The following is a 16911-nucleotide window of genomic DNA, read 5'->3' as shown; positions in this document are numbered from 1 at the left end:
GCGCTGAGCGAGTATCCGTCCGAAAGGCAAATCCATGAAAGTTAAAGTGGTCGTCCACGAAGCGGAGGAAGGCGGGTTTTGGGCTGAGGTTCCTGCTATCCCGGGCTGCGCTACGCAGGGCGAGACCTATGATGAGCTCATGCGAAATCTGCAGGAGGCCATCGAGGGCTGCCTGGCTGTGCAAGTGAAGACTCCAAAAGTAACGGGTAGAGATAGGATCGTTGAAATCGCCGTATGAGGGCGGTTTCCGGCAGAGAGCTGGCAAGGGTATAAGAGCATCGAGGGTGGAATCCGCTTAGGATTCAAGGTAGTCATCACATCTACGGCAAGCCAGGGCTGAACATCCGCCTCTCCGTGCCGGTACACGGAGCAAAGCCCCTGAAGACGGGATTGTTGAATCACCTGATGAAGTTAGCCAATCTCACTGAACAGGATCTCCGCTAGGCGGCTCATAACGATGCCGGAAGCAACGCTTACGAAAACCTTTGAGTTCTCCGCTTCGCACCGCTACTACCGAAATGAGTGGTCGGAGAAGAAGAATCTTGAGGTCTTTGGGGCCTGCGCCTACCCCAACGGCCACGGGCACAACTACATGCTCGAGGTGACGGTGAAGGGGCCGATAGACCCGGTTACCGGCATGGTGATCAACATCGTGGATATCAAGGCGGCGGTGCTGGACGTGCTCGAAGAGTTCGACCACCGGCACCTGAACCTGGATATGCCCCACTTCAAGGGGAAGATCCCCACCACGGAGAACTTCGCCGTTGTGCTATGGGACAAGATCGGGAGGGCGTTACCCAAAGGGGCGCGGCTCCACGGCATCAAACTGCACGAGGACGAAGACCTCTCGATCGAATATTTCGGGGGCAGGTGATGGCGAAGCAGGCCGCAGGAATAACCCCGGGCGCCGTCTATCTCTCCAGGCGCTACCGCTTTGTGGCGACGCACCGCCTCTACGCCGATGCGCTCTCCGAGGCGCAGAACCAGGAAATCTTCGGCAAATGCGCCAATCCCAACGGCCACGGCCACAACTACCAGGTCTATGTGACCATCGCGGGGCAGATTGACCCGGTGACGGGGATGAGCGTGGACCTGGGCAAACTGGACGCCCTGGTGCACAAGAAGGTCGTGGCGCGATACGACCACCGCCACCTGAATCTGGACGTGGAAGATTACGTTGACCAGGTGCCGACTGCCGAGAATATCGTCCGGCAGATCTGGGAGCTTCTTGATGGCAAGATCCCAGGGGCGAAGCTCCACAAGGTGCGCCTGATCGAAACGCGGGACAACGCCTTTGAATACACAGGTGGCAGATAGTGGGCACAACTCCGCTCACCGGGAAGGTCTGCATCGTCACGGGCGCTTCGAGCGGCATCGGCCTGGCGGTGACGAAGGCGCTCCTTGGCGAAGGGGCAAAGGTCGTCCTGGTGGCGCGCACCGAATCGAAGCTGCACGATACCGTGAAGCGGCTGAAGCCCGCCAAGGGCGCGGCCCTCGTTGTCCCTGGGGATGTGGCCAAGACGGCGCATGTGAAGCAGATCGTCCACCAGGCGATGAAGGCCTACGGCAGGGTGGACGTTCTGGTGAATGCCGCCGGCGGCGCAGCCTTCGGCCCCATCACGGAGACGACGGACGAGATGTGGGAGAGCATGCTGAACGGCAACCTGAAAGGGACGTTCCTGATGTGCCGACAGGTGGCGCCGCTGATGCTGAAGGCCGGCAGCGGCGACATCGTGAACATCGGCTCCATCGCCTCACACCAGGGATTCGACGGCTCGACGGCTTACACGGCCTCGAAGCACGGGCTGCTGGGCTTTTCCCGGGCGCTGGCGGCTGAGGTGCGCAAGAAGGGCATCCGCGTGATGACGGTTTCCCCCGGCGCGGTGGACACGCCGCTCTGGGATTCCTCGGGCGGCGGCCCCGGCCGCGAGCGTATGCTGAAGGCGGACGACGTGGCCCACACGGTGCTCTCTGCGCTAAAGCTCTCATCCACGGCAACGGCGGATGAGTTCCTGGTCATGCCCCGGGACGGCGTGTTGTAGGGTTTACCCGCCGTAAAAGGCCCTGGGGTTCTCTTCGAGGATCTTCTTGAGGGTGCGCTTGGAGATGCGGCTCTCAAGTTCCACAAGCTCCTCGGTGAGGTCCGGCTCGTGGTCGGGGTGCGGATAGTCGCTGGCGAAGAGGACCTTGTCGTCGCCGATCCACTTGATCATGTCGCCGATGTAGGGCTCGTCGGCCTCAAGGGCCACCCAGCACTGGCGGCGGAAGTAATCGGAGGGCTTCATCGTCATGTTGTCGCCCAGTTCAAAGCCGGTGTTCTTGTAGCGCTGGTCGAGCCGCCAGAGCCAGTAGGGCATCCAGCCGCAGCCCGCCTCGAGGAAGCCGACACGGAGTTTCGGGTGCCGCTGGAGGACGCCGCCTTCGAGAAGGGAGAGGAAGGCCATCATCTGCTCCATGGGGTGAGAGCAGGACCAGAGGGCGAAGTCGGAGTCGAAGCGGTCCTGGCCGGCGGTGGCGAGGGATGCGTGTGCCCCTTCGTGGACGCCGATGGCCAGACCTTGCGATTCGCAGTAAGCCCAGAGTGGCTCGTAATCGGGACTGGCGAGGGTCCGTTCGCCGACGGGGTTGGGGCGGATGTAGACGCCGCGCATGCCGAGCTGCTCATGGGCGCGTTTAACCTCGGCAAGGGCGGCCTTCGGGTTGTAGAGGCTGACGCCGGCGACGGCCTTGAGGCGCTTGGGCTCGTAGCGGCAGAACTCGGCGAGCCAATCGTTATAGGCGCAGACCAGGGCTGCGCCGGTGCCGGGGTCCATCTCCCGGATGTGCCACATGAAAAGACCCTGCGTCGGATACAGGAAGGACTCGTCAATACCCATCTTGTCCATCGCCCGTATCTGCGACGCAGGGCCCCAGCCCATTTCGATGTACTCTTTGTAGAGGGCTGCGGTCTTCCGGCGGAACTCCTGGAAGACCGCGTCGCTCAACTTGAAGTTGGTGTCACGCCCCCGGTAGATGCGCTTGCCGTTCTGGAGCTTTGGAGCGTCGGCCCGGTGAGTGGGGTCGATCCGCTTGTCCCAGAGCTCCGGAGGCTCCTGCACATGCCCGTCTACATCGATGATGTAATAGCCTTTGAGCATTTCGTGCGAGGCTATGTTTGTGGAAGGCTGTCCCGAACGTTAGGCCTTTTTGAGCATCGGCAGGCCGGTGCGCTTGCTCTCGATGACCTTGTAGCCCGCGGGAAGCGCATCCATCGCGCCCTTGCCGGCCTTGCTGGCAAACCAATAAATGGTCTGCTTGCCGTTGCCGCCGCGCAGCGTCACTGTCTTCGAATGGAGAAAGTACGCCTTGCCTGCCTTTTTGCTCGTCACGCTGTATGCCACTATCGTCCTCCTATATATTTTTGTCCTACGCCTGGGGCGCAGAACGATTCCTCCAGATTCTAACCCATATGACAAGGGTTTCGTCAATACCTGGCGGGAAATTGGCCCTTCCCCAGGAACCGGTGAAACGGCTTTCATATCTGGCAAATCAGGAGTTTCAGCACCGAAAAATTGGTGTCTCAGGACGCCTCGGTTTGGGCGTTGACGGGGCCTTTTAGGGCCGCTAGACTGCCCCAAAAGGCTCTCCAGAGGCCTTTTCGGAGGTGGCGGCGATGGTGACGCTGGGCAAGCGCCAGAACTTTCTTCCGATACCGGTGATCCCCGACCATACGGAATATCTCGATGCAGGCGCCATCACGATCGGCGTGGGCTACCGCCTGCTGACGAACGAAATCATTGACGCGTACCTGGTGAAGGTGGGCTATACGCGGCCGAAGACGGTGAATTACCAGCCGGACGATGGCGGCGTGAGCATCTTTGTCTTCAGCAAGGAGAACGGGGAGTACAAAGAGCATCTCCGCCTGGATTGCTTCGATCGAGAGCCGCATTACCACTACGTCTTCCAAAAGGAAAACGCCCAGGACCGGATCTTCTTAGACCCGGTAGTTACCGGGGATGCGATGGAGTGGGCCTTCCAGTGCCTGACGCAGCGATTGCCCGCCGTCCTGCGGCATGTGGGCCAGCCGGAGCTTGCCGAGAAGGTGGATGCGAAGCGGATCGCTGCGCTGCTGCCTGAGGTCCGCGCCGCGGTGAAGCGCTCCGAGGAGCGCTACGTAAAGGCAACGGGCAGGCAGGCGATCTTCACGCACTAACCAAATCTTTTTGATTCGGCTGGGTGAGGTGACGCGAAGCACTTACGTGCTGCCCCTGCGCGCCACGCAGGCATCGTCACCCTCTCCTCTCGGGCTTCGCTCGAGTTCCTCTCCCATCGAGGGAGAAGAGGGGAACCCCGCAGCTGCATCGTTGCGAAGCGCATGCAATTGACAAGCTCATTACCCGTAGCCGAGCTCGTCCAGCTTGGCATCGTCTATGCCGAAGTGATGGGCAAGCTCGTGGACGACGGTGTGCTGGATCTCATCCACCAAGCCGTCCTGCGTCCTGCAGACGGCCTCGATGGGCCCCTGGAAGATGAAGATGCGGTCGGGCTGGACCATCCCATAATTCGAGTCGCGCTCGGTGAGCGGCACGCCTTCATAGAGGCCGAAGAGCTCGTGCTTATCACTTAGGCCGTTCTCGCGCAATTGCTCGCGGGAAGGCCAGGCCTCGACGAAGACGGCGACGTTATCGAGCATCGCCGCGATCTCCTCAGGAAGGGCCTCCAGCGCCTCTTGGACGACCTTCTCGAAGTCGCGCCGCGAGAGGTGGATGCGGCTCCCCGACTCCTCAGGCTGCGGCATGCACCGCTATGCCTTGACGCCGAAATAGACGAGGAAACTGGAGCGCGCGAGGACGTTCCCGGAGATGGCGGCGATGAAATCGGTGTAGCGAGCGCCGGGAGCAAGGGGGAGCTTGGCCTTGCTGAGGGCGTAGGCGGTGAAGACGTATCGGTGGGCCTTATCGCCCGCCGGGGGCGCGGAGCCGAGGTAGCCCTGGCGGAACTGGTAGAAGGGCGAGTCCTTGCCGAACTCGAGGCAGGTGTTGTCCAGCTGCTTCGCGCCCTTGGGGATCTTTCCCTTTGGGCTTGCCCCTTCGGGGAGGCTCTTCACGTTCGCCGGGACGTCATAAAGGACCCAGTGGACGAAGAGATCGCCCGGGACCATGCCCGGGCCGGGGAGGCCGAACTTGCCCCAGGGAACATCGGGGTCCACCAGGGTGACGGCGTAGCTCTTTGCGCCCTTGGGCGCGCCGGACCACTTGAGCGGCGGGGAGCTGTTCTGGCCCTTGGCCATGGTGAACTTGTCCGGGTAGATGCCCTGGTCTTCTATGGCGGGAGAGGTGAGGATGAACATGGTGCCTCCTGGATCGCGATGGGATGCGCGGGAATGAGATTAGCACATGGGGACAAGGGGGATATGCGGGCTGTGGCTAGAGCATGTCTACAACGAGCGTTGACCAGCCGAACTCCTTGGCGCCGTAGCCTTGCCCGGTGATGGGGTTGTAGTACTCCCGGAAGCCTGATTTGAGCACCAGCTCCGCCGACTTCTGCGCGATGTGGCGCGCCTGCTGCTCAAAGCCGTGTTTGCGCAGGCCTTGGTAAAGGAACCAGTTGGTGTTGATCCAGGTAGGTCCGCGCCAGATAAGGAAGGTTTCATCGGCTTTGAAGGCGCGCTCGTGTTTGGCGACGGTAGGCACGGGATAGGGCAGCCGGAACTCTTCGGCGTTGAGGAGGTGCTCTTCCACGAGCCGCGTCGCCATCTCCTTGGGCAGGCCATCCAGAAGAAGGGGCATGAGGCTGGCGATGGTGACGGTCCGCAGGGGGCGCTCGCTCTTGCCAGCAAGGCCCCAGAAGAGGCCGGTGCGCGCATCACGGCACTTGGCAAGGAGGGCTTGTTCCGTGCGCTCCGCCATGCGGGTAAACGGCGTAGCCTCCGCCTCCTGGCCGGCCGCTCGGCACATGGCGGCGATGGCGCGCAGGCCCTGGGCGTAGAGGCAGTTCATGAGCACATCTTCCACGTTAAACGCATCGCGGCGGAAGATCGTCGGCAGGTGATAGCCGCGCCCCAGGGTGAGGTTGCCGATGTCTAGGAGGCGATCGCGCACCTGGAGGCCCCAGCGCGAGGGGTTGGCGCTGCCGAGGGCTTCATCGTAGGCGGGCAGATGGTCCATGCCCGTCTCGTACGGGGAGATGACGGAGATGAGGCCATCGGCATCCGGGTCGCGGTGATCGAGCAGCCAGAGGTAGTAGCGCTTGCAGCGATCAATCGCCTCGCGCAGGAAGTCCTTGTCCCGGGTCGCATCGGCGACGCGAAGGGCGGCTTGCGCGAGGACGGGCGGCTGGATGAGGGCGGTCATCTTAGGCCGCCACGAGGGCTTGCCTTGGATGTAGCCTGTGGGGCCAGAGCAGAAGCGCGTTCCCCAGAAGACCATATGGGGAATGAAGCCGTCCGGGCGTTGGATGGACCAGAGGGTGCGCAGCTCCTGTTTGGCGGCGCCTGGGTCTATGTGCGTGAGCGCGATGGCGTGGAAGCAGGAGTCCCAGAACCACTGCCACCGGTATTCGAACCGCGAGGGGCAGACGTAGGAGTAGTCGCGCTTGAAGTGGCGATCGTGGCCCTTTTTGCGGTTGGCCGCCAGGAGATCGGCGGCGGCTTGGAGGATGGAGGCGCGGTCTTCGGGCGAGATGGGCATGGGCGCTCTCTGTAGAGGGCGCAGGCCCTGCTTCCCCTACCGCTTCCAATCCCCATCCGCGGGGAAGACGTTGTGGGCGCGCACGATCTTGGGCGGCTGGGCGAAGAGCTCTTTCGTCGCGGCGCGCCAGGCGGCGAAGTGCGGCATCTTGGTGTGCGCCTGGAGGGCCGCCTCGTCGTTATAGACCTCCACATAGGTGAGATGCTGAGGGTCCGCCTGGTCTTGGTAGACATCGAAGCGGAGGCAGCCCGGCTCGTTCTGAGTGGAGCCTCTGGCATCATCGAGGCTTGCTCGCAGGAGGGCATCGGCCTGGCCGGGCTTGGCGTAGACGTCTACCACAAGTACGTACATCGGGGACTCCTTTGTTAGAGCTTGGTGATGTTGCGCCCGCGGACAAGCTGGCGCTGGACGATGAGGGGCCTGGTGGCCTCCACCCACTTCGCCAGGTAGGGCGCTTGCGTATGGGCCTTCATGGCATCGGCATCGCGATAGACTTCATAAAAGACGAACTTATTGGGGTTCTGCGTATCTTCGATGACGTCAAAGCGGAGGCAGCCCGGCTCGTTGGCCTTGGTGTTGCGCGCATCCTCAAGGGATGCCTCGTAGAAGGCCTGGCGGCTTTCCGGCTTCACCTCAAAGGTGACGATGAGCACTTGCAGATCGCCCGGCTTCGCGGTGCCCAGGGCCTCCACGGCCTTCACTTTGTTGAGGCGGCGCACGTACTTCGCCTCACCGCTCACGAACTTGGCGTTGACATAGGCGGCCACGATCTCCCGGGTGGGCTCCACGCCGATGATACGGCCGCCCAGGCACAGCACGTTCAAATCGTCGTGCTCGACGCCCTGGTGGGCCGAATAGGTATCGTGGCAGACGCCCGCGCGCACGCCGGGCACCTTGTTGGCGGTGACGCCGGCGCCGACGCCGCTGCCGCAGACGACGATGCCGCGCTCGGCCTTGCGCGAGGCGACGGCTTCGGCGACAGCCGCGGCAAAATCAGGATAGTCGTCCAGGGCATCGTAGGCATGGGCGCCGACATCGAGGACCTCATGGCCCATGGCCTTCACCCATCCGGCGACGGTGTTCTTCAGCCCATACCCGGCGTGATCGCCGCCGATCGCGATGCGCATAGGAGGCTCCGTTTAAGAGACGAGGGATTCAGAGGCAGAATAGTACGCGCCGCGCCGCACCGTTGCAATGCCCGAGACTACTTCGGCTTGCCGTTGGAGGGAGCCGCCTCCTGGGCGGGCTCGCTGTAAGAGGCGCGGAGCTTCAGCTCCTTGAGGAAGAGGCCGATCACGGCGCTCAGGGCCACGAAGGCGATGGAGATGGCGAAGACGAAGGCGATGGATTCGGCGAGGGAGGCCTTGAGGCCGGTGATGAAGGAATCGTAGAGCGCCGGACCATCGGCCCCCAGGCGGTCGAAGCGCCCTTGGATGCCGGCGAGGGCGTTGGCGTTCACCAGGGATTCGGGCTTGGTGATGGCGGAAAGCTCGGCGGCGGGGATGCGCTCCGTGACCGCCGCAGGCGTGTTGGCGATGAGGCGGCTATCAAGCCGGGCGTTCAGGATCGCGCCGAGGATAGCCACGCCCACAGTGCCGCCGATGTTGCGGAAGAACTGCACCGATGAGGTGACGACGCCGAGGACGGAGTGCGGGAAGGCGTTCTGCACGGCGATCAGGAAGACCGGGAAAGTCATGCCCAGGCCGAAGCCTACCAGGGTCATGTTGCGAATGACGGTGCCGTTCGTCGCATGCTCGTCTACCTGCGTCATCAGGACGCAGCCGATGAGCATCAGCACCGGCCCAAGGACGGCCTGGGCGCGGTACCGGCCCGACCTGCCGATGAACTGGCCGCTGAGCATCGCGCCTACGGTGATGCTGACAGACATAGGCGTGAGGACGACACCGGAACGGGTAGCCGATGTACCGACGACACCCTGGACGAGGAGGGGCACAAAGACAAGGGCCCCGAACATGGCGATGCCGGTGAAGAAGACAGAGACGACAGAGACGGTGTAAATGGAGCTTTTAAAGAGCGTCAGCGGAAGAAGCGGGTCCTTGGCGCGCGCCTCATTGATGACGAAGGCGACGGCCATGACACCGGAGACGACGAGCATGCTGACGGTCTGGGGCGAGCTCCAGGCGTAGGTGCGGCCCCCAAGAGAGAGGGCTAGCAGGAGCGGGACGATGGAGGCCAAGAGGCAGGCAACGCCTGTGTAGTCAATGTACGTTTGGGCGGCGCGGCGGGGCTTGTGGGGCATGGTGCGGCTGAAGACGGCGAGGGCCACAAAGCCGATTGGCAGATTGACGTAGAAGACCCAGTGCCAGCTGAGGCTGTCCGTGAGAATGCCGCCGGCGAAAGGACCGATTGCGCTGGCGATGGCGAAGACGCTGCCGAAGACGCCCTGCCACTTGGCCCGCTGGGCCGGGGGAAAGAGGTCGCTGATGATGGCGAAGGAGAGGGAGAACATCATGCCGCCGCCGATGCCCTGGATGCCCCGGCAGACGATAAGCCAGGCCATGTTCTGCGCCGCGCCGCAGAGGGCGGAGCCGCCGATGAAGACGACCATGCCGAAGATGAAGAAGCCGCGGCGGCCGTAGAGGTCGGAGAGCTTGCCCCAGATGGGGATGCCCGCCGTGCTGGTGAGCATATAGGCGGTGGCGACCCAGGGCAGGTGGTCCAGGCCGCCGAGATCGGAGACGATGCGCGGCAGGGCCGTGGAGACGATGGTCTGGTCCAGGGAGGCGAGCAGGAGGCCGGCCATCACACCGATGATGACGCCGATGAGCTGCCTGCGAGGCAGGCCGTGGAAAACGGAGGCCGCTCCGGCAAAGATGGCATCCGGCTGCGCGGCAGGCGACGACCCTTGCGGGCTTTTGTTCCTCACGGTATTGGGCGCTGCGTTCTAGGCGATTACCGGGGCAGGCCCAGGCCGCGCTGAGCGATGACGTTGCGCTGGATCTCCGGGGAGCCGCCGCCCACCTTGCAGCCTGTGCGCAGGTAGCCTCGGCAGGCCTGGCCGTTAAGGGGCACGTACTTGCTTCCGGTATCTAGGGAGCCCAGCATGCCCAGGAGTTCGATGGCGAACCACTGGACCTCGGCGCCGAGATCTGAGGAGAAGAGCTTGGCGACGGAGGCTTCCATGTTCGGCACCTTCCCGGCGCTCTGCATGGAGAGGACTTTGTAGGCCATCATGCGCGCCACTTCGATCTTGATGGCCAGATCGGCGGCGCGGTTGCGCATGATGGGATTCGTCAGAGCGCGCTTGCCCACGGGGTTCGTCTTGCAAAACTCGATGAGGTCGTCCAGGTTGCGGCGCGCTCCTGCGGAGCCGGCGATGTTGGAGCGCTCGAAGTCCAGGGTCGTTGTCGCGACGTACCAGCCTCGGTTCAGCTCGCCGAAGAGGGCATCCTTAGGCACACGCACGTTATCGAAGTAGACCTCGTTGAAGCCGTGGCCGTTGTCCATCTGGCGGATGGGCTTCACAGTGATGCCCTTGATATTCATGGGGAAGAGGAAGTAGGAGATGCCGCGATGCTTGGGCGCTTCAGGGTCAGTGCGGGCCAGCAGGTGGATGGTATCGGCCACGTGGGCGTAGGAGGTCCAGATCTTCTGGCCGCTGATAAGGAAGTCGTCGCCGTCCTTCACCGCGCGGGTCTGGAGGTTGGCCAGGTCTGACCCGGCGTTGGGCTCGGAGAAGCCCTGGCACCAGGTGATCTCCGCCCGCAGGGTGGCGCCCAGGAACTTCTTCTTTTGCGCCTCCGAGCCGTGGATGATGATGGCGGGGCCGAGCTGGTAGGCCTGGGGGTCTATGCCGGGGCAGCGCCAGTAGGCCATCTCTTCCTTGAAGATGGCCTGCATGACGAGCGAGGCGCCCATGCCGCCGTATTCCTTAGGCCAAGACATCCCGATCCAGCCCTTGGCGGCAAGCTTCTTTCGCAGGGCGCGCACCTGCGCCCAGATATCAGGGTCGCTGCCCTCCTGGATCGTCATGGCATCGGCGATCGCCGGGGGCATCTCCTTCTTGATGAAGGTGCGGACCTCCGTGCGGAAGGCCTCTTCTTGGGGGGTGAATCGCAGGTCCATCGGTGGCTCCTAGGCGAGCGTATGCAGTTTGGTAGAGTGGGAACAGGCACGCACTATACCAGGGGCCAGGTTTGCGGCGCAAGGAAGTATCGCGCAATAGCGTGCGCCCTATCTGTTGACCGCCTCCGGATGCGGCAATACAATCGGCGCAGGAGACGCGGCAGGAAATATGGCACAGGAGGGTGTGCGATGAAGTACAAGGTCATCTCCACGGACGACCATCTGCAAGAGGCGCCGGACACCTGGACCTCTCGCATGTCCGCCAAGAAGTGGGGGGGCAATATCCCCCAGCTTGTCCGCCTGCCCAACGGCAACGACACATGGAACATCTACGGCGCGCCGCGCTTCATGGGCACCCTGGGCTCCGTCCACGGCGCCATGCCGGACCGCACCAAGCCTCCCTCCAGATGGGAGGACGTGCCCAAGATCGCCTACGTCCCAGCCGAGCGGGTCAAGGCGATGGAGCAGGACGGCGTGGATGTCCACACCTTCTTCGGCAATATCGCCGGCATCGCGGGGAACACGTTCCAGGACCCGGGGTGGCCCATGGACTTCAACCTGGAGTGCATCCGCGCCTTCAACGATTTCCAGATCGAGGAGTACGCTAGGCCCTTCCCCGGCCGCTTCATCACCCTGGCCATCGTGCCGCTGTGGGACGTGAACGAGGCGGTGGCGGAGGTACACCGGACGCTCAAGATGGGCATCAAGGGCATCAGCTTTGCCATGCCGCAGCAGTGGAAGTACAAGCATATCTGCGACCCCTACTGGGACCCGCTCTGGGCCCTCTGTCAAGAGGCAGGGCTCTCCGTGAACCTCCACATCGGCTCCGGCGGCAGCCAGGGCTACGGCCCCAATCCCAACTGGGAGGGCCTGAGCCCCATGTTCCGCCTGGCGACGAGCTCCACGCGCACCATCTCCGCGAACACGGACGTGATGAGCACCATGCTCTATTCCGGCATCCCCATCCGCTTTCCCAAGCTGAAGATCGTCTCATCGGAGAGCGGCATGGGCTGGGTGCCCTACTTGCTGGAAGTGGCCGACCACCAGTACGAGCGGCAGAAGCTCTGGCAGGAGGGGATGAACATCCTGCCGAGCGCGATCTTCCACCGCCAGTTCTATGTGAACTTCTGGTTCGAGGTCAATGGCGCGCAGCAGCGGCATGTCATCGGCATGAACAACATCATGTGGGAGTCCGATTTCCCGCATCCCACCTGCACCTACCCCGCATCCCAGGACTACATCGCACGGTGTATGAAAGACTGGACGCCCGCCGAGCGCCAACAAGTGCTGGTGGACAACGCCGTCCGCGTCTTCAACCTCAACCCGAACTAAGCTCGCCTTTATCGGCCTGACAAAAAGGGCGAGGGAGTCCTTCGCCCTTTTTTCATTGCCCCGGCGATATGCTGGACGCAGGTCAACGGCGACGGCGCGGCAAGGAGGCGGCGATGAACCAGACGATCCGTGAAGGCTATAGGCAGAGCGGCCTCTTTCTGGAGCAGGTTGTGGGCGGTGTGACCAAGGACTCCTTCGAAGGGCCTGGCCTGGGCGAATGGACCGTCCGCGAGCTCATTGGCCACTCCACGCGCGGGCTTGTCACCGTGGAGCAATACCTGGCCGCGCCCGCGAAGGCGATCAACCTCCAGAGCGCAGTCGCCTATTACGGCAGCGCGGCTTCGTCCGCGATACCTCCCTCAAGCCCGCTTCACGCGCAGATCCTGCAGCGCGCCCGGGATGCGGCGAAGGAGCTCGGCGATGAGCCTGCCAAGGCCATTGCAGTGATGCGCAAGCGGGTGCAGGCGCTGGTGGAGAAGACGCCGGACGATGCGCCTATGACGGTCATCGGCGGGCGCGGCATGCGGCTCATAGACTACCTGCCGAGCCGGTGCCTGGAGCTGGTGGTGCACTCGCTCGATATCGCCAAGGCGACGGGCCAGAGTGTGCAGGCGCCGCCTATCGCCTTGCAGGTCTGCCTTCACCTGATGGCGGATGTGGCCCAGGCGCACAACAAGGGCGAGATGCTGCTCCTCGCCCTCACCGGGCGGGAGAGCCTGCCCCAGGGCTGGGTGTAGGTTCGCTAGAAGACCTGCCGCTACTCCATCAGCATCACGGTGCGGATCGCCGTGCCGCGCTCAAGGTCGCGGATCGCCTCGTTGACGTCCTCAAGCCTGGCGTAGCGCGTGATGAGCTCGTCTATCTTCAGGCGGCCCTGCATATAGAGGTCCAGGTAGAGCGGGAAATCGCGCGGGGCCCGCGTGGAGCCGAAGCGCGTGCCGATGATGGTGCGATCCTGCACAAGGCTCGTCGGCGCGATGGAAAGCTCGGACTTGTCCGAGACCACGCCCACCACGACGCACTTGCCGCCGGCGCGTATCGCCTGGTAGGCCTGCTGGATCGTCTCCACCCGGCCGATGACCTCAAAGGCATAGTCCACGCCGCGGTTGCGCGTCAGCTCCTGGATGCGCCGCACCGGGTCCTCCATGGAGGCGTCCACCGTCTCCGTCGCGCCGAAGTCGCTGGCCTTGGCCAGCTTGGATTCCAGGAGGTCCACGGCGATGATGGCGGAGGCGCCCGCCAGCCGCGCCCCTTGGATGACGTTCAAGCCTACGCCTCCGCAGCCGAAGACGGCCACGCTCTGCCCGGCCTCCACCTTGGCCGAGTTCATCGCCGCGCCGACGCCCGCCGCCAGGGCGCAGCCTACCAGGCAGGCCTTCTCCAGCGGGATGTGCTTGCCGATGGCGATGGCGCTGCTCTCATGGATGATGGCGTGGTTGGCGTAGGCGGCCGTATTCGCGAAGTGATAGATGCGCCTGCCGCCCTTAGCGAGCCGCGTGCCGCCATCGTAGAGGCAGCCGTTGGGGCCGCGCTTATGCTCGCAGAGGTGGATCCTGCCGGTGGTGCAATCGTCGCAGCGGCCGCAATAGGGGGCCAGGTTGATGACCACATGGTCGCCGGGGCGGACGCTTCGCACCATCGCGCCCACCTCTTCCACGATGCCCGCCGCCTCGTGCCCCAGCACCATCGGCAGCGGCCAGCGCTCTCCGCCGTGGTGATAGATGTGCAGGTCGCTGTGGCAGACGCCTGAGGCGACGATGCGCACCAGCACATCCTCATCCTTCACCGGGCCAAGCTCCACATCCTCAATCTTGAGCGGCGTGCGCGGCTGGTAGAGGACGGCGGCCTTGGTCTTCATCGGCGTCTCCCTAGGCAGGCTGGCGTGAGTATAGCCTATGCCATCGCTTGGGAGGCCTTCTGCGTCTTCTTGGGCTTGGAGAGCAGGATGAGGGGGATGCCCAAGCCGCTGACGCCGGCGAGGAGGATGAAGCCCGGCGCGTAGCTATCCGTGGCGTTATGCAGAAGGCCGACGATGGCCGGGGAGGCGACGGCGGCGGGGCTGAGCACCGTGAGGATCATGCCGTTGATGGCGCCGAAGCTCTTCCTCCCGAAGTAATCGGCCTGCATGGCCGGGCGGAGCGGCAGGGTGCCGCCATAGCCCGCGCCGAAGGTGATGATGAAGGGGACAAGGGTCCAGGCGCTGCCGATGGCGACGAAGCAGAAGAGGCCAGTGATCTGCAGGACGGCGCAAACGGTGTAGATGTACCGCTTGTTCGCGCGATCGGCCAGCCAGCCGATGAAGAAGCGGGCGCAGACGCTCACTAGGGTGAAGGCGACGATCACCCAGCCGATGACGTTGCGCGAATAGCCCTTATCTTCCAGCGCGGCGAAGGAGAGGGACAGGACGGGGGTGATGCTGAGCTGGATGCAGGCGAAGCCCAAGGCCAGGAACCAGAATGAGCGGCTGCGCATGGCCTGTTTGAAACTCACCTCAGGCTCGTCTTCGGCAGGGGTTGTCGCTACGCCGGGGGTTGCCTGCGGCGGCGGGCCGCCGTCCACCTGGTAGCCGTATGGCTCAGGCCGGGGCTTGATGATGAGCAGGATGGGGAGGCTGAAGATCCAGAAGCCTCCGGCCATGACGAAGAGGGCATGCCGCCAGCCCAGATTATCTATGAGGAAGGCGACGGCGGGGACCAGGATGCCCGCGAAGCCGCCCCCGGCGACAACGATGGAGAGGGCCTGGGCGCGCTTCCGCTTGAACCAGTGGGTGACGGTGGAAAAGCCCACCGAGGGCGATTGGAAGCTGAGGCCCACAGAGCCCATCAGAAAGCCGATGTAGAACATCCACAGGGAGCTGGTGAAGCCGAGGACGATGAAGGACGACGACATGAGGACGGTGCCGAAGAAGATAGGCCCGCGCGCGCCATACCTGTCCACGATCTGACCTACCACAGGGGCCAGCAGGCCGTTCTGTAGTCGCTGGAGGGAGAAGGCCAACGCCACGGCGCCGACGCTCCAGCCCAGGTCTTCCCGCACAGGGTTGACGATGGCGGGGGTGCCATAGACGAAGGTCCCGGCGGAGTAGGTGAGGATGACGAAGAAGGCCCAGGTGATCCACCAGCCGTAGAAGACGTTGGAGAAGGGGCGTCGTTTCGTCAAAAGGGGCCTTGCTTGGGAGACCTGCGACTATTATGGGCGCTGCACTGGCGGGCGCAAGGCAGAGGCATTCGGTGTAGCGGCGCCCCTGAACCTGTTGGCGTGGTGGAACTTGCCGCTTGTAGCGCTTTGTAGCGCTGCTGTAGCGCTGCCCTGAGCCGCAGGGTGTCGCGCTGCCGGTTGAATCTGGTGGAGGCCTTCTAAAGGTCTAGATGCCGCCCTCGCGCCAACCGTCTCGCGCATGATGCTAGCGAAGGGTGCGCGATGGCGAAAGTGGCGGATGGCAGAGAGGGAGACTTCTCCCTCTTGCCCCATACAAAGGAGCACACGAAGGAAGGGACGCTTTGCCGACCACAGCCGAGGCCACTTTCTAGATCGGCCAAGTGACCCCTTCCACGCTTGCTCGTCCTTGGGTAGGGGAGAGGCTAGGGAATTCAAACCTACCAGTGGCTGAATCCGTACAATAGAAGGGGCTGACGCCCCTCCTATGACCATCGAAAGCCTTTCCATCGCGTCCTTGGGGCTCGCATTTGCGGGAGGAGTCGTCTCCTTCGTCTCGCCGTGCGTGCTGCCGCTGGTGCCGATCTACCTGGGCCACCTTTCAGGCGTCTCTGTGCAGAACGGCAAGATCCAAGGCGGCAAGACGACCTTTCTCCACTCCATCGCCTTCGTCGTCGGCTTCTCCATCGTCTTCATCGCCCTTGGGGCCACGGTAGGCCTGCTGGGAGGGACGGCCGGCGGCTACGACGCCCTGATCGCGCGGGTGGCGGGCGTTGTGCTCATCGTCTTCGGCCTCTATATGGCCGGGGCCTTCAGGTTGCCGGTGGTGCGGCCAGTGCTGGCCCCGGCGGCGAGCTTCATTGACCGCTTCTACTACCGTGAGGTTCGACCACAAGGGCCGCACGGGGAACGACCCTCCTACTGGAAGTCGGCGGGGGTAGGGAGCGCCTTCGCCGTTGGGTGGACGCCGTGCATCACGCCGGTGCTGGGGGCCATCCTGACCCTGGCCTACAACTCCGCCGCTGAAGGGACAGCAGGGACATGGAGCGGCGTGGGCAAGGCAAGCCTTCTTCTCACCTTCTACGCCGCAGGGCTCAGCATCCCCTTCCTTTTGGCTGGGGCCGCCCTGGGCCAGATCACGCTCTTCCTGAAGAAGATGAACCGGTTCCTGCCCATCGTCACCATCGCCAGCGGCCTCTTGCTGGTAATCGTCGGCCTGCTCATCTTCTTCAATAGCGTCACCGAACTCAACAGATTGTACCGCCCCTGATTTCTTGGACAGTGATGTGATTGTATTCATGCGGCAACCACAGGGCAAGCGAGCAACTGACGGCGTGCTTGCTCTGGCGTCGCGTAGCGATGGCGCTCGACGAGCCACTCCCGGTTGTACCGCTCCTTGAAGGCAAGGAGCGCGAGGCGCAGCTCCTCCACGGTCTCAAAGGTTCGCACCCGGAGCAGTTGCTCCTTGGGGGTGCGGATGAACCGCTCCACGCAGCCATTGCCCTCCGGCTCCCGCACGAAAGCGGGACTGGAGGCAATCCGCAGGAAGCGGAGCTCGTCTTGGAAGTGGTCGCTCATGTACTGGCTGCCGTGGTCATGGCGCAGGACAAGGCCCGAGGCGACGTCGGCGCCGTAGCCGCCAAGGTGCTGGCGCACTCCTTGGCGCAGC

General features: G+C 63.6%; 17 protein-coding genes and 3 pseudogenes. 8 read left to right on the top strand and 12 right to left on the bottom strand.

Annotated features, from left to right (window positions below; all coding sequences use genetic code 11):
- The first annotated feature begins 34 nt into the window (after positions 1-34).
- From FJ039_05275 to FJ039_05260, 4 genes and pseudogenes are all read left to right on the top strand, one after another.
- Positions 35-238: a type II toxin-antitoxin system HicB family antitoxin gene (locus FJ039_05275; protein MBM4405581.1), complete on the top strand. Its 204-nt coding sequence runs from the start codon at positions 35-37 to the stop codon at positions 236-238.
- Positions 235-444: pseudogene (locus FJ039_05270) on the top strand (type II toxin-antitoxin system HicA family toxin). The gene FJ039_05275 and the pseudogene FJ039_05270 overlap by 4 nt, the downstream one beginning before the upstream one ends.
- 13 nt (positions 445-457) lie before the next feature.
- Positions 458-1317: pseudogene (locus tag FJ039_05265) on the top strand (6-pyruvoyl tetrahydropterin synthase).
- On the top strand, positions 1299-2042 hold the full coding sequence (locus tag FJ039_05260; protein MBM4405580.1) for an SDR family oxidoreductase: 744 nt from the start codon (positions 1299-1301) through the stop codon (positions 2040-2042). Before FJ039_05265 ends, FJ039_05260 begins: the two are co-directional and overlap by 19 nt.
- 3 nt (positions 2043-2045) lie before the next feature.
- On the opposite strand, the gene FJ039_05255 is transcribed toward FJ039_05260, so the two are convergent.
- Together FJ039_05255 and FJ039_05250 are read right to left on the bottom strand one after the other, a co-directional pair.
- Positions 2046-3137 (bottom strand): amidohydrolase, encoded by a 1092-nt coding sequence (locus FJ039_05255; GenBank protein ID MBM4405579.1) that lies wholly within the window; start codon positions 3135-3137, stop codon positions 2046-2048.
- Between the two features lie 39 nt (positions 3138-3176).
- Positions 3177-3380 (bottom strand): hypothetical protein, encoded by a 204-nt coding sequence (locus FJ039_05250; GenBank protein ID MBM4405578.1) that lies wholly within the window; start codon positions 3378-3380, stop codon positions 3177-3179.
- 272 nt (positions 3381-3652) lie between these two features.
- Here FJ039_05250 and FJ039_05245 point away from each other — a divergent pair, with 272 nt between their 5' ends.
- Positions 3653-4192, top strand: coding sequence for a hypothetical protein (locus tag FJ039_05245; GenBank protein MBM4405577.1), 540 nt, complete (start codon positions 3653-3655; stop codon positions 4190-4192).
- A gap of 180 nt (positions 4193-4372) precedes the next feature.
- Here FJ039_05245 and FJ039_05240 read toward each other — a convergent pair whose 3' ends face one another.
- From FJ039_05240 to FJ039_05210, 7 genes and pseudogenes are all read right to left on the bottom strand, one after another.
- Positions 4373-4777, bottom strand: coding sequence for a metallopeptidase family protein (locus FJ039_05240; protein ID MBM4405576.1), 405 nt, complete (start codon positions 4775-4777; stop codon positions 4373-4375).
- Between the two features lie 6 nt (positions 4778-4783).
- Complete coding sequence (locus tag FJ039_05235; protein ID MBM4405575.1) at positions 4784-5329, bottom strand: YbhB/YbcL family Raf kinase inhibitor-like protein; 546 nt, start codon at positions 5327-5329, stop codon at positions 4784-4786.
- A gap of 76 nt (positions 5330-5405) precedes the next feature.
- A complete protein-coding gene (locus FJ039_05230) occupies positions 5406-6668 on the bottom strand; it encodes a hypothetical protein (protein ID MBM4405574.1) in 1263 nt (420 codons plus the stop codon).
- A gap of 36 nt (positions 6669-6704) precedes the next feature.
- Positions 6705-7019, bottom strand: coding sequence for an antibiotic biosynthesis monooxygenase (locus tag FJ039_05225; protein ID MBM4405573.1), 315 nt, complete (start codon positions 7017-7019; stop codon positions 6705-6707).
- 326 nt (positions 7020-7345) lie between these two features.
- Positions 7346-7795 (bottom strand): annotated as a pseudogene (rpiB, locus tag FJ039_05220) (ribose 5-phosphate isomerase B).
- 77 nt (positions 7796-7872) lie between these two features.
- Positions 7873-9555, bottom strand: a complete 1683-nt coding sequence (locus tag FJ039_05215) for an MFS transporter (protein ID MBM4405572.1) — start codon at positions 9553-9555, stop codon at positions 7873-7875.
- A 26-nt stretch (positions 9556-9581) separates the two neighbouring features.
- Positions 9582-10754, bottom strand: a complete 1173-nt coding sequence (locus FJ039_05210) for a hypothetical protein (protein ID MBM4405571.1) — start codon at positions 10752-10754, stop codon at positions 9582-9584.
- Positions 10755-10775: 21 nt separating this feature from the next.
- Here FJ039_05210 and FJ039_05205 point away from each other — a divergent pair, with 21 nt between their 5' ends.
- Positions 10776-12086 (top strand): amidohydrolase, encoded by a 1311-nt coding sequence (locus FJ039_05205; protein ID MBM4405570.1) that lies wholly within the window; start codon positions 10776-10778, stop codon positions 12084-12086.
- Positions 12087-12154: 68 nt separating this feature from the next.
- Complete coding sequence (locus FJ039_05200) at positions 12155-12823, top strand: mycothiol maleylpyruvate isomerase (GenBank protein MBM4405569.1); 669 nt, start codon at positions 12155-12157, stop codon at positions 12821-12823.
- 20 nt (positions 12824-12843) lie between these two features.
- Here FJ039_05200 and FJ039_05195 read toward each other — a convergent pair whose 3' ends face one another.
- Both FJ039_05195 and FJ039_05190 read right to left on the bottom strand, forming a co-directional pair.
- Entirely contained in the window at positions 12844-13944 is a 1101-nt protein-coding gene (locus FJ039_05195) for a Zn-dependent alcohol dehydrogenase (protein ID MBM4405568.1), read from the bottom strand.
- 35 nt (positions 13945-13979) lie between these two features.
- On the bottom strand, positions 13980-15245 hold the full coding sequence (locus FJ039_05190; protein MBM4405567.1) for an MFS transporter: 1266 nt from the start codon (positions 15243-15245) through the stop codon (positions 13980-13982).
- 484 nt (positions 15246-15729) lie between these two features.
- Here FJ039_05190 and FJ039_05185 point away from each other — a divergent pair, with 484 nt between their 5' ends.
- Positions 15730-16512 (top strand): cytochrome c biogenesis protein CcdA, encoded by a 783-nt coding sequence (locus tag FJ039_05185; GenBank protein MBM4405566.1) that lies wholly within the window; start codon positions 15730-15732, stop codon positions 16510-16512.
- 26 nt (positions 16513-16538) lie between these two features.
- On the opposite strand, the gene FJ039_05180 is transcribed toward FJ039_05185, so the two are convergent.
- The coding region (locus FJ039_05180; GenBank protein ID MBM4405565.1) for a transposase at positions 16539-16911 on the bottom strand (373 nt) is incomplete at its 5' end.

The sequence above is a fragment of the Chloroflexota bacterium genome, assembly GCA_016875535.1.
In the GTDB taxonomy this organism is placed as follows: Bacteria; Chloroflexota; Dehalococcoidia; order SHYB01; family SHYB01; genus VGPF01.
This window is presented reverse-complemented; position numbering and strand designations above follow the sequence as displayed.